Raw genomic sequence first — 22,608 nt, forward strand, 5'->3', positions numbered from 1 at the left:
TTTATTTTGACCTCCTCGTTTCATTTAATTTATTGTAATAAGGGGATAAGGCAGGCGCATCGTAATATGGTTTTAACTCACTGTCTAGCTTTAATAGAGTAATAGAAAATCCACCCATTTCTTGTGCCGTACAATAGTTATTTACAACAAGGTCATAAATGTGAATGTTTCTCTGCTCGAGAACTTCTTTTATGCGTTTGTTTACAATAAAGAGTTCCAATAAGGTCGTAGAACCAAGTCCATTTACAAGAACGGCAACCTCATCTCCACGATCAATAGGGGACTCGTTTAACAGATAATCAAGCATTTTATCCGTAAGTTCATTTGCTGTCATCATCGGTGTCTGCTCTATCCCTGGTTCACCGTGAATTCCCATACCAAATTCAATTTTATCCTCTGGTATGTTGAAGGTTGGCTTCTCAAGACCTGGAATGGTACCAGGAGATAGTGCAACTCCGACAGAAAAAGTAGAATCACTTGCTTTTTGAGCTATTCCTGCCGTTTCGTCCAAGGATAACCCACTATTTACAGCTGCACCGGCAATTTTTATGACAAATACGTCACCAGCAATACCTCGACGATTCTGCTTTTTATCAGCCGGTGCAGAAGCAACATCGTCACAGACCAAAACCGTTCTTGTTTCAATACCATCAAGCTCAGCTAATTCCGCAGCCATATCAAAATTTAAAATATCACCAGAATAATTGCCATATACGTATAAAACACCGTGACCCTGATCCAGCTCTCTGGTTGTTTCTAATATAAGATCTGGAGTAGGCGCTGCGAATACGTTTCCAATTGCAGCACCATCGGCTAACCCTTCACCGATAAAACCCATAAACATTGGTTCATGGCCACTTCCACCACCAATTAAAAGTGAAACCTTGTTTTTTAATTCTTTTTTAATTAAACCATTGACAGAATTAACTTTTTTGAAATCGTTTCCATAAGCAGCTAAAAAACCTTCTATCATTTCAGGTATGATTTCATTGGTTGTATTTATAATTTTTTTCATCATTCACCTCATGATATTTATTATCGTTTGCTTTTACTATTAATCAAAATTGATCATTTTCTAAAATTATAAAATCGCTTTCATTTGTTGTCAATTTATTTTTTTTTATTTATAGTTAGATAACAGACATAAAAATTGCTTTTTTATTGAAAAATCAAGGGTGTAAACAGCGAAAGTATTTAATTATTAGTAATTAAAAAGGTGGAAAAATATATGTCGAAGTTATTTGCGACTGAACGTCAAACGAAAATTATGGAACATTTACTTAGCAAGAATCGATTAACGGTAAAAGAGCTTTCCGAAAAAATGGGGGTTTCAGGCGCGACTTTGAGACTTGATTTGCGGAAAATGGAAGAGGAAGGCTTATTACTACGGACACACGGGGGAGCTGTATTAAAGGAGACAGATCAGGATAATGACACATCTTTTTCCAATCGAGTCATTACAAATGTTGTTGCTAAATCAGCCATAGCAAAAAAAGCCTATACCATCATTAAACCCAATACAAGTATTTTATTAGATGCAAGCTCGACTTGCCTGGAACTCGCAAAACTCTTAAAAGAAACATCCATGAAGTTAACTGTCGTTACAAGCGGGATTTATACTGCATTTGAAATGATTGAAAACCCTAGAATAACAACGATTTTAATTGGCGGGATTGTCGGGAAATCCGGCAGCACGATTGAAGGAACGTTTGGAGTGTCGATGCTTGATCATATTAACATTAATTACTTCTTTACTTCTTCAAATGGTTTTTCTTTTCAAAACGGACTAACTGATTTCAATATTTATGAAGTTGAACTGAAGAAAGAAATGGTGAAAAAAGCAGAAAAAATTGTTGCTTTAGTGGATCAATCTAAAATGAATCATACTTCTATTTCTTCGTTTGCATCATTGGAGCAAATTGATACCTTCATCTCGGACTATCAACCAACAGAGGACTGGATAAACAAAATTCAATCAAAAGGGATCGAATATATAAAATCGTAAATGAAATAAAATAAAAACAAATGATTAATAATGATTGACGTTATGTGATCCTTTTTTATAAACTGAATACCAAGACGGGTTTTCCGCCTATGATAGGGATCTTTTTGAAAGGTGATGGTTTAATGGATGTGAAGAAAGTTGAAGAATTAGCAATTAATACGATTCGAACATTATCGATTGATGGCATTGAAAAGGCAAACTCCGGACACCCTGGGATGCCTATGGGATCAGCCCCGATGGCGTTTAATTTGTGGAGTAATCACATGAATTACAATCCTGCAAATCCAACTTGGTCTAATCGCGATCGATTTATTTTGTCTGCAGGGCACGGCTCCATGCTTTTGTATAGCTTGCTTCATTTAACCGGGCATGACATATCGATGGAAGATTTAAAAGCCTTTCGTCAATTAGGAAGTAAAACACCTGGCCATCCAGAGTTTGGTCATACTCCAGGTGTAGAAGCAACAACAGGCCCTCTCGGCCAAGGTCTTGCTATGGCCGTCGGTATGGCAATGGCAGAACGGCATTTAGCTGCAACTTACAATACTGAAAACTATCAGATCGTTGATCATTATACATACGCAATCTGTGGCGATGGCGATCTTATGGAAGGGGTATCTGCTGAGGCCGCCTCTCTTGCTGGTCACTTGGGCTTAAATAGACTCGTCGTCTTGTATGACTCCAACGACATTTCGCTTGACGGTGATTTGCATGAGTCTTTTTCAGAAAATGTTGTTAAACGATACGAGGCATATGGGTGGAATGTCATCTATGTAGAGGACGGAACTGATGTCGAAACTATTAATCAAGCAATTCTTAAAGCAAAGGTATCAGATCGTCCTACATTAATTGAAGTAAAAACAATCATTGGGTTCGGATCACCAAACAAATCGGCAACAGCTGCTTCTCACGGTTCTCCTCTTGGTTCAGATGAAGTAAAGCTAACAAAAGAAGCATATAAATGGACTTTTGAAGAAGATTTTTACATCCCCGAGGAAGTGAAACGTTATTTTGCTTCTGTAAAAGAAATAGGTGAAAAAAAAGAGTCTGATTGGAACAACCTTTTTTCAGCTTATCGAAAAGATTATCCAGAGCTAGCTGCACAGTACGAGCGAGCGTATGCGGGTAAACTTCCGTTGAACTACGATCAACTCCTACCAAGCTATGAGATAAATGATCGTCTAGCTACTCGTGCTTCTTCCGGTGAAACGTTGAATGCGCTAGCAGCTAATGTGCCAGAACTATTTGGAGGTTCTGCTGATTTAGCCGGTTCCAATAAAACAACGTTACACGGCGAGGGGAATTTCAGTAAGGAAAATTATAGTGGACGCAACATTTGGTTCGGAGTAAGGGAGTTCGCTATGGGGTGCGCCTTAAACGGTATGGCCGTTCACGGTGGGTTAAAAGTGTTTGGCGGTACATTCTTTGTGTTCTCTGACTATTTACGTCCCGCTATCCGCATATCGGCATTAATGGGTGTCCCTGTTACGTACGTATTAACACACGATAGTATCGCTGTTGGTGAAGACGGACCGACTCATGAGCCCATTGAACAGCTAGCAGCTTTACGAGCGATGCCTGGTATCTCTATTATTCGCCCCGGGGATGCCAATGAAGTAGTCGCAGCTTGGAGATTAGCCTTAGAATCGACAAATCAACCAACAGCGCTTGTCTTAAGCCGTCAAGACATAGATACACAGGGAACCACTTACAACACGGCATATGATGGCGTGAAGAAGGGAGCTTACGTCATCTTAGAAGCAAAACGAAAGCCCGACATCATTCTTCTTGCTACAGGCTCTGAATTAGAACTTGCGATGAATGCACAGGTCGAATTACAAAAAGAGAACATAGAAGCGTCAGTTGTGAGTATGCCAAGCTGGGACCGATTTGAAGCACAATCAGAAGAGTATAAAACATCGGTTCTCCCTAAAGATGTAAAAGCTCGTCTAGCAATTGAAATGGGGTCATCACTCGGCTGGTCAAAGTATGTGGGGGATCAGGGAGATGCACTCACCATCGATACTTTTGGCGCATCCGGAAATGGAAAAGATTTAATGGAACGTTTCGGCTTTTCAGTAGCCAATGTTGTGAAGCATGCAAAAAAATTAATACCGAATGCAACGTAAAATAATGAGAGGGATTAGTTGATATTAGAATTGCCCTCTTCATTCCAATTAAGTTTCAGATATTTGCATAAAAATAAAAAGCACATGCGGGGGAAGTGAACCGAAAAAGGTAGACATTTATAGTTAAATAGCTAATAAGGATTGAGCCTTATATTCTCTCGTGCTCAATCCTTTTTGTTTTTCTTTAACTATTAAATGACGCATGATTTTGTGGTTAATGAGATCCCTCTTATGTTTTCGACAATACCCCATCGCTCTCTGTGTCATGAATGACTTCCTTCACATGACTATATTTATCTGTATGATGGGCTTGCTTTATCCAATAACAACTAGCGCTTTTCCTTTCGTTAGAATTGTTCATCTCCATTTAATACGTCCTATATTTCATCGTATACATAGTCATTTTAGTTTTTCTATGTATAAGAGTTAAAAAAGCATTCGGTCGCTCTTTTTCTAATAAAACCGTTATAATTAAAAGAAAAGGAGTTGTTTTATATGAATCGTACATTGAAAGCGTTTAACCAAACAATTGAAGACATCTCAGTTTTAAAAACATACGATGAAGCGATTTTGCTTACACCTATCACTGAGGGAAAATGGTCGATTCGCGAAATCGTTGCCCACCTCTACAACTGGGACAAATACAATGCTGAAAAAATGGTTCCGTTCATGGAAGACGGTGCGAAGTTGTCTAACTTTCCAGACCACGACACGCACAATGCCGCCGGTTTACGTGCACTTGAAAGCAAATCAGCTCATGAAATCATCGACTTGTTTGTCCAGATGCGCACCCATTTGATCGCTCGCCTTGCACAAGTGGACAAGCAAGCCCGCTTTACGATCGGCGGAGGCAAACGTGCCTTTTCTGCAGAAAGTTTTGCAAAACTATTCGTCCGCCACGACGGCGAACATATACCGCAGATTAACGCGAAGTTGGAAGGCTCAAATCCTCGATAAATCATCATCGGTGCTTTTCATCACTTCATATAAGAACGTAGAAAAAGATGAGCGTGGTCGCGCTCATCTTTGCCTTTCTATCAACTTAACGTCATGAGGTATCTTTAATCTATTTATATCACGTAACGTACCGTTAATGCTCCTAATCACAAGAAAACGACACAAAGCACAAATGGACTGTTTCTTATGTTTTGAGAACATCCTGTTTATCACAAGAAAAACAATACAAACCTCCCTTAAGCATGACACCATTTAAAAACCCATCTATGCAGTATATCTTCTTCTTGCAATTCCTGCATTGCCCTACGAACTCCTCCATCCCCATTCACCCTCACTTGAAACATGTTGGTTCGCCGATGCATTTCTACTGTTCTTACGTATTAAAAACGTATATCGAATCCTAGTACCTGTTTCTTCTATAAAAGTTAAAAAAAGCGCTAACAAAAGCGCCGTACCGTTCGTAATCGTCAAGTAATGATTGATAAACGCTTATCTCTTATTTATTTCGTTCTCGTTCTAGTACATTTTCTAATCCAGCTTGGGCATTGTTTAAATTGATAAATTGCCATGTAAGGACATCCTGTCGTTCATCTATTTTTCTTTCTGTTCGCTCAATCGCATCCCCTACAGAGTCCAGCAATTCTTGGTATGGAGTAACGACTTCTGTGTCACGTAAGTCCTCAAACTGATCCGCCTGCTTGCCACCCCAAGTGGCTTGCGTTAGCACAGGTTCTTTGAATTTCGTACTAGCATGACTCATAATGCTTTCCTGACCAATCAAACGAGCTCTGCATGATTGTAAACGTCTAATGCGCTCTTGCTCTTCAGCGATTCCATTTTCAAGTGTCGTTATTCGCTGCCGGAATATTTCTTCAGACATAACACATCCTCCTTTACCCGTTATCCATTTTTATCAAAGTTAAGAAACCGTTAAACTCGTTTGGAAGAAGACTTGACTTAGTTCAAGCCACTCTTTTTTTGATTTCTTCGAGATCTTCACTTGCTGTTGGTCATTTTCTAGTTCATAGACGACAATCCAAATCCCGTTTGGGGTCGGCAGAAAAAAGAAAATATCATTCATATACATGCCCTCGTTTGTTCCTGTAATGACGAAAGAGCTTCCGTTTTTTAACGTCCAATCATGAGCCGATAAACCGAAAACAAACTCATTAAAACCCAACAGTTCTTCTTCATTTAATAAGAATGCCAAGTCTTGTCGCAATTGATCTACCTGTTCTGGTTCAGTCAACTGGTCAAATTGTTCAGGCGTTAAGACAAACTCCTGTTCCACCACACCCTCTGACGTAAAACCAAAGAACGCATCAACTTCTCCCTGCGTATCTTTTGTTTCGATCCGTCCGAAGATATGAATGACATCGTTGATGACCTGATGGTATAACCAATACGCATCACTTAGTTGATGGAACAAAAGAGACCGTCCATTCTCCCTATCTACAAACCTTACCATATAAGCTGAATCTGCATAATCATGAACAAAGGCAATCAATTCATCTGTTAAAGGAATGTCGTCTTTCGCTGCTTTGCTAGTGTCCCAAAGTCCTTTTAACATTAATTGGTGGGCTGCGCCTTCCATCACCGTATCCCAACCTTCAGGTGACTTTTCCCCAAGCAAGCTTTCCCCAAGTCCCCTTGCCATCTCATGGTGCCCACACATACTTAGCAAACATACTAACTCTTCCGTTGAGCAGTTCAACAATGGTTGCATTTTCTCAACTCCTTTATTTAACAATTATTCCGGAAAAACCTCACCAAGTAAAGGCAAAACAACGCCAATTAAGAGAAAAAAAGTAAAAATGATCAAAAAACAATAAGAAAAAAGCAATGTTTTTATGAAATGACCTCAATCACTCAAAAAACCTCTTTAGATGGCCCCTCCATTCTACTACCTGCAGGAAAGAAGCTTGCACTCCATAGAACCCGAGTTGGTCATTGTGTTTAAACTCTAATCCTATTTCACGATTGTTTCTTTTTACGATTTATTGATCATCATGTTTCATTAAAAACCAAGCCAATCGTACAAACCAATTCGTTCAAGCAAAGGGTTCACAACCCCAAACAAAAGAATAAACGAAACAACGATTCCAACCCCGTAATAGACTTTCTGTTTGATCACCCCATGTTCCTGTGAACATTTCACATAAGCGAATAAAGCTACGCTGATCATTGTCCAAAAAATAAAGTTAAACAAACGATCAATCAAATGAGGTGGATTCTTCGTTCGATAACCTTCTAAATAAGAAGAATAACTCGAGGGATGCCCAAAAAGTAGGAGTACACCAGCATGCATGAACTGAATCGTTACACAAAATCCAAAAAATAAAAAAACAATTGAAAACAGCTCGTTCACCCTTTTCACACCCACTCTAATAACTTGTTTCATCAGCTATTTTAAGACAGTATCCTTCTTACAGATTGAAAAAGCTCAGGTCAAATTCAAGCCGCAATTGGTAAGATGACTCCTATTAAGAAAATTTTTTTGTGTAAGACCCCTCAAGGTATTCTCGTAAATGGACGGATTACTAAATATCCATAATAAACTTGTGTGCGTGATTCGGAGCAATCCCGATGATTACAACAAAAACATGCTTTTGCCTACTCAGGAAAAAAAGCATCAACAACAGGCATAATTACACCCAAAAATAAGAAAAAGGCAATAACGTATCCAAATCCATAGTAGACTCTTGTTTTTAAGAAACCATTATTTTTTGCCACTCTTATAAATGTCAAATAAGCGACACTAATAAATAACCAAAAAATGAGGTTAAAGAAATAGTCAAACCACTTATCTGGTTTTTTTGTATGAAATCCTGCTAGATAAGTCGCATAGATGGATGGATAACCAAACACCCATAACAACCCACCATTTAACAGTTGTACAATCCCGATGATTCCAATAAAAATAAACATTTTCTCACTCCAAAGATACATTACACCACATTACCCCAACCCAATCCAATCATAGAAACCAATTTCATCTAAATACGGGTTAATAAAGCCAAATATGATAATAAAGGAAAGAAAGGTACAGCTCCCATAAAGGAGCTTCGTTTTAAAGAAACCAAACTTGCTCGAACATTTGACATATCCGATATATGCAATACTGATCATCAGCCAGAAGATGATGTTAAAAATATGGTCTGATACCTTATTTGGTTTTTTCGTATGGAACCCTTTTAGATAATTTGAATATACGGACGGATGCCCAAATAAAAACAACATGCATGCCTGTAGAAATTGTATTGTAATGCTAAACCAAACGATAATGAATAAAATAAATCCGATTGAAGACACATTCTACACTCCACATTCAATAACTTTAAACTTCGTTAACCCTTATGGAATAATGGCAGCTAAAATCGGGATAACGACCAACATAAATACAAGAAACGCCACAATCAAACCGATCCCATAATATAGTTTTGTTTTCCAAAAGCTATGCTTACTAGCAAGCTTTTTCATTGAAAAATAAGCGCCGCTCATTAATACCCAGAAGAGTACATTGAACAGGTATTCATGCCATTGCTCAGGCTTTTTCGTATAAAAACCTTCTAGGTACTTTGAGTACATAGAAGGAAAGCCCATCAACCACAGGAAGCCACCATTCATAAATTGAATTGCCCCTGCGAAGAGGATTGCTGCATAAATTGCATCTGTTAACACTGCGATATCTCCTTATTCCGGGAAGATCCCATCCAAGATAGGTAGAATGACAAGGATAAAGAAAAAGACGAGAATACCACACCAAGCCCATAAATAAGCTTCGTTTTAATGAAACCATATTTCCTAGATACCTTACGATAAGAAAAATAAGCTAAACTAATAAAAATCCAAAAGATTATATTGAAAATATGGGCAGGCCATCTCTTTGGATTCTTTGTGTAAAACCCTTCAAGGTAAGTACCATAAATAGAGGGGTAACCAAAAATCCATAAAACACCTGCATTCATAAATTGAACGCCCGCAACTGCACCAATTAATGGAAAAATCATTTCAATCCCTCGATTACTTACTACTATTTTTTTAAACAGAGCATTCTCGCGAAGTGGCGTGCTGCATAGACAACATATTAACCCTGCTGGAATAAACTACTTTTATTGTATTTCTTGAAAAAAGCAATCTTGGATAATCGAAAAATATTACTAATGTCCAATCCATTCAAAGAATCCAATTTCACCTAAATAAGGATTAATAAAACCAAAAACAATGATAAAGGATACGATAATCCCAATAAAATAGAGTAGTTTTGTTATAAAGAATCCGAATCTACTTGATAACTTTACATAACTGAAATATGCAACACTAATCATCAACCAAAAAACAATATTAAAAATATATTCATGTAACTTCTTGGGGTTTCTTGTAAGAAACCCCTTCAAATATGAAGAATAGATAGAAGGGTGTCCTAACAAAAGCAATAAGCACGCCTGCATAAATTGAATCGTTACACTTAACCATAAGATAAAATACAAAATAAACCCAATTGAACCCATTGTCTACACTCCTCAAACCCAGACAGCAATGAGATTTCACACATGTGATTAGACTTTGTCTGTTAAAGATAACCTTACTTTTCTAATTAAACCAACTTGCTACCCCGGCAGCTAAAATACCTGTTCCATCTTTAATGTCTTTCCACCCCTCCGATACAGTATCCTTCACATTGTTAACAACTTTCGTGGCATCTTCCTTCAACTTTCCTGTAGCAACATACTCAGTAACATCTTTGGCAATTGGTGCTACCTTTGAACCTATCTTTCCACCAACAACTCCACCTACAGCGGCACCAACAAAAGTCATGCCTGGAATTGGAATGAGTGTTCCTACAGCTCCACCTGCAATTGCACCCAAGGTTGCTCCTCCACCTTCAGCTAAAGTTCCTACTGTAGCTCTTGCGTATACAACTTCAGTCGCCTTGTTCGCGTTATTTGGATCGTTAAACTCATCACTAAATTGATTAATGCCCGTTAATCCCCAACCAATTGGACCTAACGCTCTCGCAGCTGTTTTATTCAACACATCATATTTCGCCATATGATTTGCTGCACCAGACACCTTAAAATTAGACACTTTTTCTCCAAACGCTCTGACATGCTTGTTTGAAGCAATGTCCACTGCGGCCATTGTCGCTCCAGTCTTTAGAGCGTTTCCCGCATATCGAAAGCCGTCTTTAACATGACCGATTTGTTGACCAAAACGGTTCATATGCTCGGGAGAGAATACTCGATTAGCAGCATCTCGCGCCATTGATCCACCTTTGTTTATCGTCTCTTTAGCACCGTTGTACCACTTTGTATTATAGATACTGTTCTCATGGGCAGGATTAAATTTTCCTACTATTTGATGGTAGCTGCCTGTTCCGTAGTGACCGATGGCGATTGATGCCCCGGCAGCCATATTTTGGGTAGTATCGATTACCGTATTTGCACCACCAACGACCTTACTACCAATCCCCAACCCATCCTCAAACCGTCGTTTTTCAATCTCTCCCTTGAGGTTGCGATAGGTGTCATCAAATTTCAAATCAATTGAATTGTAATTATGAATGGAGACACTTCCATCTGAAATCAGGCCGCGGATATGGTCAACGTATGTATTCATCGTTGTAATGTCTTGCGCAATTTGCGTCATCCCGCCTTTAAGCTGCTGGTCTTTTTCATGAAGTAGCGTCGTGGTATCTTCCACTTCGCGCTGTGCGTTACTTAAGCCTTGGTCAATGGTTTCATAATGAAATGAAGGCAATGTCACCACATCAGAAAATTCTCCTTTTATCTCATCCAGTGCTTCACCATGACGTCTTGCCATCGTCTTTAATTGATTTAATTCGTCGTGCAACTCATCCATTAAAAACGTTTCCTTCACCATCGCTTGTTCGTAAAATTCATTGGCTAACTCTTTTTTAATCGTATCGAGTTGGTCCTCAAAATCATCAATGACACGGCGAAGCAAGATCGTAAAAGGCCGATGCGCATCGAGCCAAAACCGTTCAATATTTGAAGCGGTCCGGCCTCGAAGAAAATCTCGACTCCAGCCCCATGCTCTTTCTCCACGCAAATAGCTGAAGAAGTCACTGAACTGGCTTTTTTGTTCTTTCAAGTCATTAACCATCTCTTCAAGCATCGGAAGCAGTTCGTTTGCATCTAGCGTTTTTTGACTCATCCTACACTGCCTCCTTTTATATTGCTTGCAACAGCTGATTCACTTTCCTCAAATTTGTTGATTAACGATTCAATATCACTAACATTTCCGAGTACGAGAGATTGATAATTTTGCAAGAGTTGCTGGAAGTTCTCCATATTCTCTTTTGCCTGTTCAATCGTATCGAGTACCGTTTCGCCGCCTTCATAAGACTTCTCTGTAGGAATGACATTTTGTATAGCGGTTCGAATTTCATTTAAGTTCTCTTTTGCTTTGTCTGGATTTAAGCGAATTTCTTCACTCAATGCAAAAACCTCCTTTAACGTTAAAGGCGCTCATCCTTATTGATATGCGCTCTACTGATTATCAGTTGATCAAACTTATCTTCGTTTAGCCATTCCTGTTGTCATTCTTACGTTGTCTCACTAAACGCAAACAAAATCGTTCATACCGCTTCGTTTCTCGCTTCTATATGCGGTGCTTTCCGCGCAAGAGCCGTGCGAAACTCTTGCTCTCGTTCAGGCGATATCTTTACTATCGGATTCCCGTCTGTATCTTTAATTGCGATTCCCTTTGTCGCCATCATCACTCTGACTCCACCCGGGGTAAATCCTTTTGCTGGATGGATACTACTCATTGTGTCATACGGAAAGAAATACCCAAAAAATCCAGCACTCACTTGCAGCCCTTCTTCTTTGAGTTCGTAGCTCATACTCATTGAGGCTGTAATGAAAACAAGACCAATAATTAATAGGGGTCCAAACCCAACAGTCATGAGTGGTGTGGAGGAATCACTTGTATACACATAGATCAAAATAAGAATACCGATTAGCCACGCACCAATCATAATGCTATTCATTATCCAATCACGGTTTGACTTGTACGTCATCTGATTCACCTCATGCTTTCTAAATTAAACAACCGTACTGTTTCTCCCAGACTGTTAGAAAGTTTTTCCTTTTAAGTGTACCCCACTTAGCTATCACACGAAACAGTACCTTCTTCCCTTTCCACGCTAAAACGAATCAAAATATAGGCCTTTCAAACTGATCTTTTGGTCTTTTTTTAACTTTTCCTAGGTAAATGAACAGGTTGTTGCACCTAAACTGAGTCACATAAAGTCAGAATTGTGGCCACCATCGTTTAAAGAAATTCTGTTTTGCTGACAAACATGAAAATTTCCTTCTTCCGATTACTGTGCCACTTCACAAGCTCTTTCCTCTTAAAAATACGGATCTTCTCGCTCTTTCACACCCCAATTGCTCTCTATCTAAAAATAATAGACATATTTCCAATTACTCGACGTATATATCTAAAGTTGCTTTTAAGATAAGTAGGTCTTTAATCCTAATGCGACAAAAACAACAAATTCCATAAATAGTCATTATTCGACAAACTAAAGTATCATTCTTTTCTCATTATATGCAAAAAAAGAGACTTATTTAATGGAATTTCTAGTGTAAAATGATTACCAATACCTAGTTCTATAGTTTCGAAATAGAGGTGAATTTATGAATCTAAATGTAAAAGCGTATCGACTTATGCAGGAAGTAGACAAATGGCTACGCAAAGAATTCCGTTTGCCTGCCCATCTTCCAGCTCGCGATGTGATTGATCAATCTCTCATTGCACTCCAAGGCCGACTAAGTACGCAAGAGCTTGATCGATTATGGCATATCAATTATTTGCGCCAAGACTTGATGAATTTTGAAACAATCTCGCCTTACCAGCTTACCTTTATACGTGAAGTGAGGCAGACATTGCTTGCGCTCGACCTAGAGCCCGCCGGCATTACTCAAGAAGAGATTGACCTCCTTAGCAAGGACGCATCTTATGTACAGTAGCAGATCCTTGCGTCCAAAAAACCTGTATCAACGCATGCTTTGCTTTACGCTTGCTTGTCTACTTGTCTTTTCAGCAGGTCCGCATATGAATCTATTTGTCTTTGCCCATGAAACAGAGCAGGACGTGTTAAAACGCACAACAGAGGATGCGATCCATCTCGGTGATTCATTTGAACTAAACGTAGAGAACGCTTTTCTGGAAGCGGACACTGTATCCATTCTAATTCCGGAGGGGCTTGCGTGGGTTGAAAAAGAAGAAGAAAAAACCGTTGCTTACGACCCTTCGTCAAGGGAACTAAGCTTAAACGACTTGCATCAAACAAAATCATTCTCTCTCTTCGCAGAAACGTCCGGCTCGTTTGATTTAAAAGCGACTGTACATACTGAACATTCACCAGAGGTCACTCAGACATTCGCCATTCATGTCGCGACTCCTCAAGAAGATGAAGAAGAGACAGAATCGGAACCTGATCAAGATGAAACGGATCACGCTTCGGAAGAAGACGTAGTTGAAGAATCACCTAATAACGAGATTGAGGAAGAACAAAACAACGAAGAACCGACTGTTCCCGAAGAGGATGAGAACGAATCAACGGAACCAGAAGAAGACGCAACAGAAGAACCAACGCAAGATGAACAACCAGAAGAGGAGCAATCCGAAGAAGAGACAAAACCAGAAGATCAACTGGAAAACGATCCATTAAAGGAAGAAGAACAAGAAACAACCATTCCGAAAGAAGAAGATCATTCAGAAGAGACGAAAGAACAGCAAGAGGAAAACCTTGCAGAAGAACCAGAGGAAACGGAACCAATCGACAACAACACAGAACGAATGCAGACGATGGTTGAAACAGCAAACGTGAGTTCAATTCCTGCACCTCCAGTCGGCGGACCAAATGTGGGAGATTTGTTTACATTTGCTGGTGATACAAACATCGCCCAACACAGAAGTTCCAATGTCCGGGTCTTAGCTGATGGCACCCGTAATAAAGCTTCGGCTATGTGGTTTAATGAAAAAATTGATTTAACGAAGTCGTTCCAAACAACCATGTATCTCTACATTAATGGCTCAAGTGCCAACCAAAGCCAAATTGCCGATGGGTTGACGTTCACCATGCATAATGATTCTCGTGGCGTTGGCGCAGTTGGACAAAGAGGCGAATCACTTGGGGCGTATGGAACGATCCGTGGATCGAACTATAGCGGATTTATTAATCATGCGGTTTCGTTTGAATTTGATACGTACTTCAACGGTGATTACAGCGACCGCGGGCTGGCCAATTCCAATCATACAGCTGTTGTGATTCCATCTAACGCCGTACGGGAATCAGGCCGTTATCGTATGCAACATACAAATGTGCAAAACCGAAACCTTATTAGCAACAATTGGCAACCTTTTACAGTGAGTTGGCAGCCTCGCACGAGTTGGATTTATCCGTATGCCGGCACCCTCACCTATAGGCATGGTAACGCAACAACGACTTTTAATACGAATAATTACAGAACAACGTTCGGAAGCAATTCGGTTTACTGGGGGTTCACGGGCGCAACCGGTGATGAAATGGGCCTTTATGCGATTGCGTATGCTGACTTGCCACAACGACCACGGGCACAAAAACAAGTCCGTAATGTCACTGCTGGAGAGAGTCAGTTCCGCACCGATACGACGGCTTATCCAGGCGATACGCTCGAATATCAAATCACACTTGATAACCCTGCCGACAACGGACTAGGTGCCGCATGGCCGAATGTTGAAGTGACGGATCCTTTACCAGAAGGGATTCAGTATGTTGACAACGGCTCGACGGATAAGCCAACGCGCGTCAGTGGAAACACGTTGTATTTTGATGCTGGCACCATCGCAATGGCACAAACAAAGAAACTCACCTTCCGGGTGCAAATGAAAGATGACGCAAACGGATCACTCGTAAACCAGGCGTATGCAGAAGCGAGATCCGGTGCTTTCAGAGGTCAAGTCTCATCAAATGAATCAACCGTATCACGGAAAGCCATTGAGATTCATGCAGATCCAGTTGCACAAACGTTCCCTAAAGGATCGAATCCAAGCAATTGGGATCTTGCAACGTTCGTGAAAAACATCAATGTCACTCCTAGCTCATTAAAACAAGAAGGCGAAGTTGTTGGCTTTTCTGGCAATCCACCGGATACCAACCAACCAGGAACGTACAACGTCGGTATTCGCATTAAAAGTTCGATTTACCCTGGTGTGGAACGAGTCATCCAAGTACCAGTGACCATTGTTGACGGGGCTCTATCTTTCACTGCTCCTGATTTGGACTTTGGCATCCAAACAATTTCATCTAAACCAGAGCGGTATTTCGGTCAGATCGGCAATCAAGAGCTCGCCATTACCGATACGCGTCATATTAAAGGACACTGGGCCCTTTCTCTGAAACTCTCATCACCACTGACAGATTTAGAGACTGGCACCCCTCTTTCCGCTGACTTCGTTTATAAGGATGGTGGAGTGGATGCTGCCATCGGCCCAGAGGAAACGCAAATTGCGACAGGTCGCATCACAGAGGGAACGCAACTCGTTTTGTCTGATTCATGGACAGACGACCCGTCGAACGAAGCAGGCTTCTTCCTTGATGTCGCCCCAGGCAGCGCAAAGGTGGATTCGTCTTATCGTGCCGAATTAACGTGGACGCTTCAGGATGTGCCCGGCAATGAGTAATCCAAGGCTGCTTCACGCGCTAAAGGAGGTGAGGAACGTTAAACAAAAGACTCTCCTGCTTCTTGTCGGGACGCTTGCAGTCTTCGCATTCCTTAGTCCGCATGGAATGCAAGCAGAGACAGAAACAAATGCTGGCGTTGGCTTTTACGGCGAGTACCCTACCGACTCACCAATAGAGGACAACAACGCAACGGCCCCGTTGCCGGTGCTGCCGCAAACAGGAGACAGCTCTTCCTTCGCTTTTGTCTTACTTGGGATTGGGTTTCTTCTGGCAGCGCTAGTCTTAATAGGCTGCCTAATTAAACAAAAAAAATTGACTGAAACGAGGACATAAGATGAAAAAAACATTGCTTTTCACTCTAGCAACCGTTGCTACACTTTCTTTTAGCAATTTTGCTAACGCCGAGAGTGCGGATTACAACTCAAACGGGGCTGTAAAGTTCGTTCCAAATACAGATATTACCCCTCCTGTTGATCCAGAAAATCCGGATCCAGAGAATCCAGTGGAGCCAATTGATCCAACTGATCCAGAAGGTCCAAATCCAGGTACACAAGGACCATTAAGCATTGATTATGCATCAAGTTTAGACTTTGGCGAAAACAAAATTTCTACGAGAGATGCGGTCTATTTCGCGAAAGCACAAGAATTAAGCGATGGACGTTACGTTCCGAACTACGTTCAAATTACGGATAACCGTGGAACAAATGCAGGCTGGAATCTTCAAGTACAACAAAACGGCCAGCTTGGCAATGCCTCCACGCAAAACAATGAATTAACGGGTGCTGTCATTGCATTTAGTGGCAGTGCGGTTGCCGGAACAATGACGAATGTCGATGCCCCTACTCATCCTGATGGCTTTACACTTGACCCGAATGGTGCGACTTCACTCGTTATGGCTGCTACTGAGGGAGCCGGCGCAGGTACATGGGTCAATCGCTTTGGGGAAGTGGATGAAGATGCCATCTCTAATTCCGCGATCACCCTTTCGGTTCCAGGTAGCACACCAAAAGACCAAGTGACCTATAGCACTACCCTTACATGGAACTTATCTGATGTACCTGGCAACGAATAATAAAAAAAACACTAATTGAAACGGGGATACAATAAATGAAGAAATTGAGTCTTATTCCAATCGCAGCTTTCGCACTCATTCTTGTCGCAGGCGGAAATACAGCGCTTGCTGACGGCGGTACGTATGATACAAATGCAAAAATAAAATTTATCCCAGCCGAAGATGGCACTGATCCAGTTGATCCAGAGGAGCCTGAGACACCAGTAGATCCAGTTGATCCAACTGATCCAGATGGTCCAGGACCAGGTACACCAGGTCCATTAAGCATTGACTATGCGTCTTCTTTCCAGTTTGGCGAGCAAGAGATCACTTCAAGGGATAGAACGTATACGGCGGCCCCTCAAACGTATACTGACTCAACCAAAGTTGGACCAAATTACGTCCAAGTAACGGATAACCGTGGGACAGAAACAGGTTGGTCCTTGCAAGTCGTCCAAGATGATCAATTTAAAACAGCGTCCGAACAAGAATTAAGAGGCGCGGAAATTCGTGTTAAAAATGCGGCGGTTAATTCAATTTCACAATCGGCCAAACCAACTACAGTAAAAGGCTCGTTTGAACTAACACCTGGTTCGACGAATACTGTCGTCTCTGCCCATGAAGGTGAAGGAGCAGGTACATACTTGTACCACTTTGGCACAAGTGAAACGGCTGCAGAAAGTGTTGAATTATTTGTCCCAGGTTCTTCCACAAAATATGCAGACTCTTACTCGACGACGTTGACATGGACGTTGTCTGACATACCTGGAAATACAGATAATAACTAAATTAGGCATAAATTGAAACAAAAAAGGGAATGCATGTTGCACATGCATTCCTTCTATTAAGGAAGGGTGTTTATGAAACGATTTAAGTGGATCCTATTGTTTGCTTTGTTCGTACTTCTTGTCCCTATTCAATCTGCCAATGCTTCTGAATTTAATTTTTCCGTTACAACGGTCATCCCAGACAATCAACTTGATCCGGACAAGACCTACTTTGACTTATTACTTGACCCAGGTGATACACAAACGGTTGAGATGCTGCTCCGGAATGATACAGACAGTGACGTCGTTATTGCGCCTACCATTCATTCGGCAACAACTAATTTAAATGGTGTTGTTGAATATGGTCCAAACGACATTCAAGCAGATGAATCCTTACAATTCCCTCTAGAAGAATGGGTGTCCACCGCAGAAGAAATCATTGTTCCTGCTGGCGGTGAGTTCATGCTCCCTCTTCAGATTGAAATGCCAGATGAAGCCTTCGATGGTGTCATTGCTGGGGGAATTACGTTACAAGAACAACAGGATTCAAAAGATACGGCTACGAATGAAGGAGACCAGGGCCTATCTATCGAAAATGAGTATGCCTATGTTGTTGGTATTGTTTTACAACAAAACGAAAATTCCCTACAACCAACATTAAACATGCTTGATGTGTTTCCAGATCAACTCAACGCGCGCAACGTTATACAGGCCACGCTTCAAAACCCTGAAGCAATGTATATCAACCAATTAGCCGTTAATGCAGTTGTGAAGAACGAATCAGGCGAAGTCGTCTTCGAGGCAGCTAAAGACATGATGCAGATGGCACCAAATTCGCAGTTCAACTTTCCCATTTCCTTAAACGGGCAACCTCTTGAACCAGGTGACTATCGACTTGAGTTGACCGCAACAGCAATGGGAGAAGAATGGAACTGGGACGAAGCTTTTTCAATTGAAGCTGACGAAGCAAGCGCACTAAACGAAAGCGATGTTTCCATACCGCCGCCTGATAACACATGGGCCTACATTGGTATCGGCATTGCGTTCATCACCCTTTCCGTTGTTCTTTTTATGATCTACCGCAGAAAAAAGAAGCAGGCATTTTCACAGACAAACAGCAACCCAACGGCATCGGCGAGTTAGGCAATGGCACAACGAGTAAAAACAAACATACTCTTTACCGTTATTGCCTTTCTGTTTCTAACAGGCTTGCTCTTAATCGCTTCGCCGTTTATCCGAGACTTTATCATCGAGCGCAGCATCTCACACTATCAAGATGAATTTGACGGTTTAGCACCGGTGGAACACGATGGTCCTCCGGGCGCAGCAAACCCTATTGCAGAGATTGAACGCCCGACCATGGCGACAGTCTTGCGTCATGCTTTTTCACAGAACGATGCACCACTAACAGGCGCAATTGCCATTCCAGACATTCGTTTCATTTTGCCAATTATAGACGGATTAACCTCAGAACATCTTTTATATGGCGCAACGACACTAGCGAAAAACCAGCCAATGGGCGTGGGCAACTACGTCTTATTCGGGCACCACATGGCAAAGGATGACTTGTTATTTGGCCCCATCTTACAACTAGAAAAAGACATGGATATCTTTATTACCGATAAGTCGCATATCTACCACTACATCGTGACTGATACGGCTATTGTATCCGAAAACGATACTCATTTCGCTGCACCAACTGCGGAGCCAATTCTCACCCTTTTCACCTGCGATATCAGCAAGCCAACCAATAAGCGGTTTATGGCACAGGCAACGCTTAAGTCACAAACCAATTACATAGACGGCGCTGAGCAGTTTGCTAAAAAAAATGGATCATAACGACGAATCTTGTAGAGGGATCTGACGATGTTAATTGATAAGCGAATTGAACGTTTGGTTAAACTAACGTATAAGCTCTGCATGGAGGAAACAGTAAACAAAGAAGAGCTAGCTAGTGAACTAGATTGTTCATCCAGAACGGTTGACTGTACAATACTTGAATTACAAAAGGAATTTAAAAGCGAAGCCACGACAATGAAGATTGAATTCAAAACCCCTCACACGCTCCAGCTTTCCGGTAAGGACGACATGTTCACTCGGAAACTGCTTTATCGCTTTTATTTACAAGATGATATGGTTCGTTTTTTCTTAGAATCGTTATCCAAGAAAAAAACGGCGAAAGAATATATTGACCAGCATTTTATTAGTCGAGCTACTTTTTTTAGAAAGCTAAAGAAGCTAAATGATTGGCTCAATGACTACCAATTGTCCTTCGACTTGCGCACGCTGCAATTAAAAGGAGATGAACGCCAAATTAGGCAATTTTACTATTTTATTTTACTTGAGATTACCGGAAAAATGAAATGGCCCTTTCCGGTCAAAAAACGAGTGATAGAAGAACGGCTACAACGGCTCACCGATGCTTTAGCCATTCATTTATCTGCATCACAAAAAGAAGCCTATTTATATTTGCTTGCGGTGCAATGGCATCGCAATAGCCAAGGCCGTTACAGTCCAGAATACGATTCATTTTTCCCAGAAGAGATTCGAGAAAAAATAGCGGACAGCTGTCGTTCGTTTCTGGATGAACTCCCTTTAGCAGCACGAAAAGGGGAAGAGGACTTTTTATTGATGATCATGGTAAATTCGCCATGCGTATATCATTCACTACCTATTCTCGAATCCAACATAGACATCCATCGGCAACATCAGACAAAGGCTTGGTCCGTGACGACTTGTTTCTCGGAAACGTTTCAAACCCTTTTTCCAAACGCATTAAATGAACAAACGAAAATGCATGTAAGTGGGCATTTGCTTCAGCTTCACCGCAATAACAATTACCACCCTTCCAATTTCTTAAGTTACAAAGATATGATTTACACAAAAGCAATCCAAAAGCAACACCCGCTTTTAAGCAATGTCGTTACACAGGTGACAGAACAAATGGCTAAATGCGGTTTTAAAACAGACCATACTCTTCGAACCAGGTACTTGCTTTTACTGTATACATTCGTAGATGTAAACAAACTGCATCCACCTATGCGGCTACTCATCCTATCAAGTGAAGGACCCGTGTATGAAGATGCCTTATCTGAGAAAATACATGATTACGTTCCTTTTCAACTAGATATCTCAACATCAGCCATTGCAGACCGAGAACCTGAACCATATTCGATCATTTTAACGGATACACCACTTGTGAAAGAGACAAACGATAACATTATCTACATTCATTACCCGCCTACATTTCTTGACTGGAGGCTGATTTACGAGCACTGCGAAAAGCTTTATTGGAACCGATTAAACTATGTTTCATTAGGGTAACTTTACCTAAGTAAATACTCTATTGGGATAAGCGACGCCAACCACTTCCATGAGGACAGTAGAAACACTGTCCTTCTTGACATGTAAATCTCATCCTTAAACCCTTTTTTCATTATTCTTTTGCCACTTTACTATATGTAAAATAGGGACAGAACCTTTGAAATAGCTCGAGTAGCAGATGGATGCCTAAAATCGTATGTCGGTCCTCCTTTAATAAGTTTATAAGCAACTAGCGTATATTCCATTCTTGTTCTAAAGAAAAGAGAGTGGTAAACTATTTTAACTTACATAAAATTTGGAGGGTTTTGCAATCAATGACGGATCTTTTTACTACGAATTTCGAAAAATACAGCGACACAGCCATGTACGACCAATTAAATGAACATTCAAAAATCGAAATCCCTATTCTCCTTCAATGGATAAAGAAAGAAAATCAATTATTAGAGCTTGCTTGCGGCACTGGACGACTCACTATCCCTTTGGCAGAGAAAGGATACAATGTAACGGGTGTTGATCTACATGAGGGGATGCTCAAAAAAGCGAAAGAAAAAGCGGCCAAAAAAGAGGTAGCCATTCCTTTCTATTTACAAGACTGCACGCAATTATCTTTTCCAAACCAATTTGAGTGCTTATTTATGGTCGGAAACTCTTTTCAGCATTTCTTAACGAATCAATCACAAGATGCGTTACTCGCCTCTGTCTCAAAACATTTAACAAACAATGGATTGTTCATTTTTGACACGCGTAACCCCATCTTGGCTGAGCTATCGAAACCGGATCATTATGTAACTGAATTCCAGGATTATAGAGGTTATGATGTAAAAGAACATCATCTTGAAACGTATGAAGATGGGGATCAGCTATTACGTTGCCACACAAACAGAAAATACTTCAAAAACGGTGAGTATCTTCATTCTGAGCAAGATTCCATTCTTTTACGATATACCTATCCACTAGAAATGGCACGGCTTCTTGCCTCACATGGCTTTAAAATCGAGAAACGTTATGGAAACTGGAAAGGAGACGATGTTTCAACCAATGCTCCACAAATGATTTTTATTTGTCGAAAATAGGGATCTTTGTCTACAGTCCTTTGCAAAACATCTTAACTCAAATATTCCCTTTTGTACGATCGCTCTATCTTTATTTGCTTTTCTATGAGATGATTAAAGGATAAACCATCCTTCAATTAAAGTTAGGAGTGTCCTATGTATCGAGTGATTTGTACACACAAAAATAAACGTACCCTTCTTAAACAATCTGACGAGCGAAAAGTCAAACAGTTCTCTACATTTCATGAAGCCAAACTTGCTGCCGAGAAACAAAGTTCGGGAAGCAGCTCTGCTCATGTCTGGACCGTTGAGCAAACATGGTCCATCAGCGAGTAAGTGTCCTTCTTAATAAAGAGAGTCTCCTCTAAAATACTTTTCTTCTCCTGCTGCGCAAGCTTGTTTCCCCCAGTATTTATGTAGGGGGCCAGCAGCTTTTTTGTTTTTTCCCGCCTCTCTCCTTCATTTCTTTTTTTATTCCAACATCATCTTTGACAGATTTTACATTGGTTGAATGAATCCTTTTTTGCTGATTCTAAAAAAGCAGGGATTTCTTCGTTCGTTTCATATCCCATACATTTTGGCAAATCATCCATGAACATACATTAGCCAATTTAAGGAGCGACC

Annotated in this window: 26 protein-coding genes; 13 read left to right on the top strand and 13 right to left on the bottom strand. The window is 40.7% G+C overall.

The genetic code is table 11. The annotated features are described in order from the left end of the window. Position 1 precedes the first annotated feature (1 nt). On the bottom strand, positions 2-1,015 hold the full coding sequence (locus BK584_RS12360) for a dihydroxyacetone kinase subunit DhaK (protein WP_078392888.1): 1,014 nt from the start codon (positions 1,013-1,015) through the stop codon (positions 2-4). 213 nt (positions 1,016-1,228) lie between these two features. Between BK584_RS12360 and BK584_RS12365 the strand changes: the two genes are divergently transcribed. Next, entirely contained in the window at positions 1,229-2,005 is a 777-nt protein-coding gene (locus BK584_RS12365) for a DeoR/GlpR family DNA-binding transcription regulator (RefSeq protein WP_078392889.1), read from the top strand. A 122-nt stretch (positions 2,006-2,127) separates the two neighbouring features. Next, the gene (tkt, locus tag BK584_RS12370; RefSeq protein ID WP_078392890.1) at positions 2,128-4,134 is read left to right on the top strand and encodes a transketolase; all 2,007 of its coding nucleotides are present in this window, start codon (positions 2,128-2,130) and stop codon (positions 4,132-4,134) included. A gap of 229 nt (positions 4,135-4,363) precedes the next feature. Here tkt and BK584_RS24625 read toward each other — a convergent pair whose 3' ends face one another. Then, positions 4,364-4,501 (bottom strand): hypothetical protein, encoded by a 138-nt coding sequence (locus BK584_RS24625; protein ID WP_169871239.1) that lies wholly within the window; start codon positions 4,499-4,501, stop codon positions 4,364-4,366. A gap of 128 nt (positions 4,502-4,629) precedes the next feature. Between BK584_RS24625 and BK584_RS12375 the strand changes: the two genes are divergently transcribed. Continuing rightward, positions 4,630-5,091 (top strand): DinB family protein, encoded by a 462-nt coding sequence (locus BK584_RS12375; protein WP_078392891.1) that lies wholly within the window; start codon positions 4,630-4,632, stop codon positions 5,089-5,091. Positions 5,092-5,587: 496 nt separating this feature from the next. Here BK584_RS12375 and BK584_RS12380 read toward each other — a convergent pair whose 3' ends face one another. The 11 genes from BK584_RS12380 to BK584_RS12430 all read right to left on the bottom strand — a co-directional run bounded on the left by BK584_RS12380 (position 5,588) and on the right by BK584_RS12430 (position 12,136). Continuing rightward, positions 5,588-5,971 carry a YwqH-like family protein gene (locus BK584_RS12380; RefSeq protein WP_078392892.1) on the bottom strand — a complete coding sequence of 128 codons (384 nt, stop codon included), beginning with the start codon at positions 5,969-5,971 and terminating at the stop codon, positions 5,588-5,590. Between the two features lie 39 nt (positions 5,972-6,010). After that, positions 6,011-6,817, bottom strand: a complete 807-nt coding sequence (locus BK584_RS12385) for a YfjC family protein (RefSeq protein WP_078392893.1) — start codon at positions 6,815-6,817, stop codon at positions 6,011-6,013. A gap of 291 nt (positions 6,818-7,108) precedes the next feature. Next, positions 7,109-7,459 (bottom strand): hypothetical protein, encoded by a 351-nt coding sequence (locus BK584_RS12390; RefSeq protein WP_139365666.1) that lies wholly within the window; start codon positions 7,457-7,459, stop codon positions 7,109-7,111. Positions 7,460-7,704: 245 nt separating this feature from the next. Continuing rightward, entirely contained in the window at positions 7,705-8,019 is a 315-nt protein-coding gene (locus BK584_RS12395) for a hypothetical protein (RefSeq protein WP_078392895.1), read from the bottom strand. 30 nt (positions 8,020-8,049) lie between these two features. Beyond that, positions 8,050-8,403 (bottom strand): hypothetical protein, encoded by a 354-nt coding sequence (locus BK584_RS12400; RefSeq protein ID WP_078392896.1) that lies wholly within the window; start codon positions 8,401-8,403, stop codon positions 8,050-8,052. Positions 8,404-8,445: 42 nt separating this feature from the next. Then, positions 8,446-8,772, bottom strand: coding sequence for a hypothetical protein (locus BK584_RS12405; RefSeq protein ID WP_078392897.1), 327 nt, complete (start codon positions 8,770-8,772; stop codon positions 8,446-8,448). Beyond that, the gene (locus BK584_RS12410; protein ID WP_078392898.1) at positions 8,766-9,101 is read right to left on the bottom strand and encodes a hypothetical protein; all 336 of its coding nucleotides are present in this window, start codon (positions 9,099-9,101) and stop codon (positions 8,766-8,768) included. The genes BK584_RS12405 and BK584_RS12410 overlap by 7 nt, the downstream gene beginning before the upstream one ends. A 150-nt stretch (positions 9,102-9,251) precedes the next feature. Next, positions 9,252-9,602: a hypothetical protein gene (locus tag BK584_RS12415; protein WP_078392899.1), complete on the bottom strand. Its 351-nt coding sequence runs from the start codon at positions 9,600-9,602 to the stop codon at positions 9,252-9,254. A gap of 82 nt (positions 9,603-9,684) precedes the next feature. Further along, positions 9,685-11,268, bottom strand: coding sequence for an LXG domain-containing protein (locus BK584_RS12420; RefSeq protein WP_078392900.1), 1,584 nt, complete (start codon positions 11,266-11,268; stop codon positions 9,685-9,687). Next, the gene (locus BK584_RS12425; RefSeq protein ID WP_078392901.1) at positions 11,265-11,552 is read right to left on the bottom strand and encodes a DUF5344 family protein; all 288 of its coding nucleotides are present in this window, start codon (positions 11,550-11,552) and stop codon (positions 11,265-11,267) included. The genes BK584_RS12420 and BK584_RS12425 overlap by 4 nt, the downstream gene beginning before the upstream one ends. A gap of 140 nt (positions 11,553-11,692) precedes the next feature. Next, positions 11,693-12,136: a PH domain-containing protein gene (locus BK584_RS12430; RefSeq protein WP_078392902.1), complete on the bottom strand. Its 444-nt coding sequence runs from the start codon at positions 12,134-12,136 to the stop codon at positions 11,693-11,695. Between the two features lie 622 nt (positions 12,137-12,758). On the opposite strand from BK584_RS12430, the gene BK584_RS12435 reads away from it, so the two are divergent. The 10 genes from BK584_RS12435 to BK584_RS12480 all read left to right on the top strand — a co-directional run bounded on the left by BK584_RS12435 (position 12,759) and on the right by BK584_RS12480 (position 22,320). Continuing rightward, on the top strand, positions 12,759-13,091 hold the full coding sequence (locus BK584_RS12435; protein ID WP_078392903.1) for a hypothetical protein: 333 nt from the start codon (positions 12,759-12,761) through the stop codon (positions 13,089-13,091). After that, complete coding sequence (locus BK584_RS12440) at positions 13,081-15,789, top strand: lectin-like domain-containing protein (RefSeq protein ID WP_078392904.1); 2,709 nt, start codon at positions 13,081-13,083, stop codon at positions 15,787-15,789. The genes BK584_RS12435 and BK584_RS12440 overlap by 11 nt, the downstream gene beginning before the upstream one ends. Continuing rightward, complete coding sequence (locus BK584_RS12445; protein ID WP_169871240.1) at positions 15,782-16,123, top strand: LPXTG cell wall anchor domain-containing protein; 342 nt, start codon at positions 15,782-15,784, stop codon at positions 16,121-16,123. The genes BK584_RS12440 and BK584_RS12445 overlap by 8 nt, the downstream gene beginning before the upstream one ends. A 1-nt stretch (position 16,124) precedes the next feature. Continuing rightward, entirely contained in the window at positions 16,125-16,862 is a 738-nt protein-coding gene (locus BK584_RS12450; protein WP_078392906.1) for a WxL domain-containing protein, read from the top strand. A gap of 35 nt (positions 16,863-16,897) precedes the next feature. Beyond that, positions 16,898-17,629 (top strand): WxL domain-containing protein, encoded by a 732-nt coding sequence (locus tag BK584_RS12455; RefSeq protein ID WP_078392907.1) that lies wholly within the window; start codon positions 16,898-16,900, stop codon positions 17,627-17,629. A gap of 72 nt (positions 17,630-17,701) precedes the next feature. Further along, positions 17,702-18,751 carry a WxLIP family cell surface protein gene (locus BK584_RS12460; RefSeq protein ID WP_078392908.1) on the top strand — a complete coding sequence of 350 codons (1,050 nt, stop codon included), beginning with the start codon at positions 17,702-17,704 and terminating at the stop codon, positions 18,749-18,751. Positions 18,752-18,754: 3 nt separating this feature from the next. Further along, complete coding sequence (locus tag BK584_RS12465) at positions 18,755-19,447, top strand: class A sortase (RefSeq protein ID WP_078392909.1); 693 nt, start codon at positions 18,755-18,757, stop codon at positions 19,445-19,447. 27 nt (positions 19,448-19,474) lie between these two features. Continuing rightward, positions 19,475-20,932 (top strand): AcpB/EbpR/MafR family transcriptional regulator, encoded by a 1,458-nt coding sequence (locus BK584_RS12470; protein WP_078392910.1) that lies wholly within the window; start codon positions 19,475-19,477, stop codon positions 20,930-20,932. Between the two features lie 314 nt (positions 20,933-21,246). After that, positions 21,247-22,005: a class I SAM-dependent methyltransferase gene (locus BK584_RS12475; RefSeq protein WP_078392911.1), complete on the top strand. Its 759-nt coding sequence runs from the start codon at positions 21,247-21,249 to the stop codon at positions 22,003-22,005. 135 nt (positions 22,006-22,140) lie between these two features. Next, positions 22,141-22,320: a hypothetical protein gene (locus BK584_RS12480; RefSeq protein WP_078392912.1), complete on the top strand. Its 180-nt coding sequence runs from the start codon at positions 22,141-22,143 to the stop codon at positions 22,318-22,320. The last annotated feature ends 288 nt before the right edge of the window (positions 22,321-22,608 follow it).

The organism is Shouchella patagoniensis (assembly GCF_002019705.1).
Lineage (GTDB): Bacteria > Bacillota > Bacilli > Bacillales > Bacillaceae_D > Shouchella > Shouchella patagoniensis.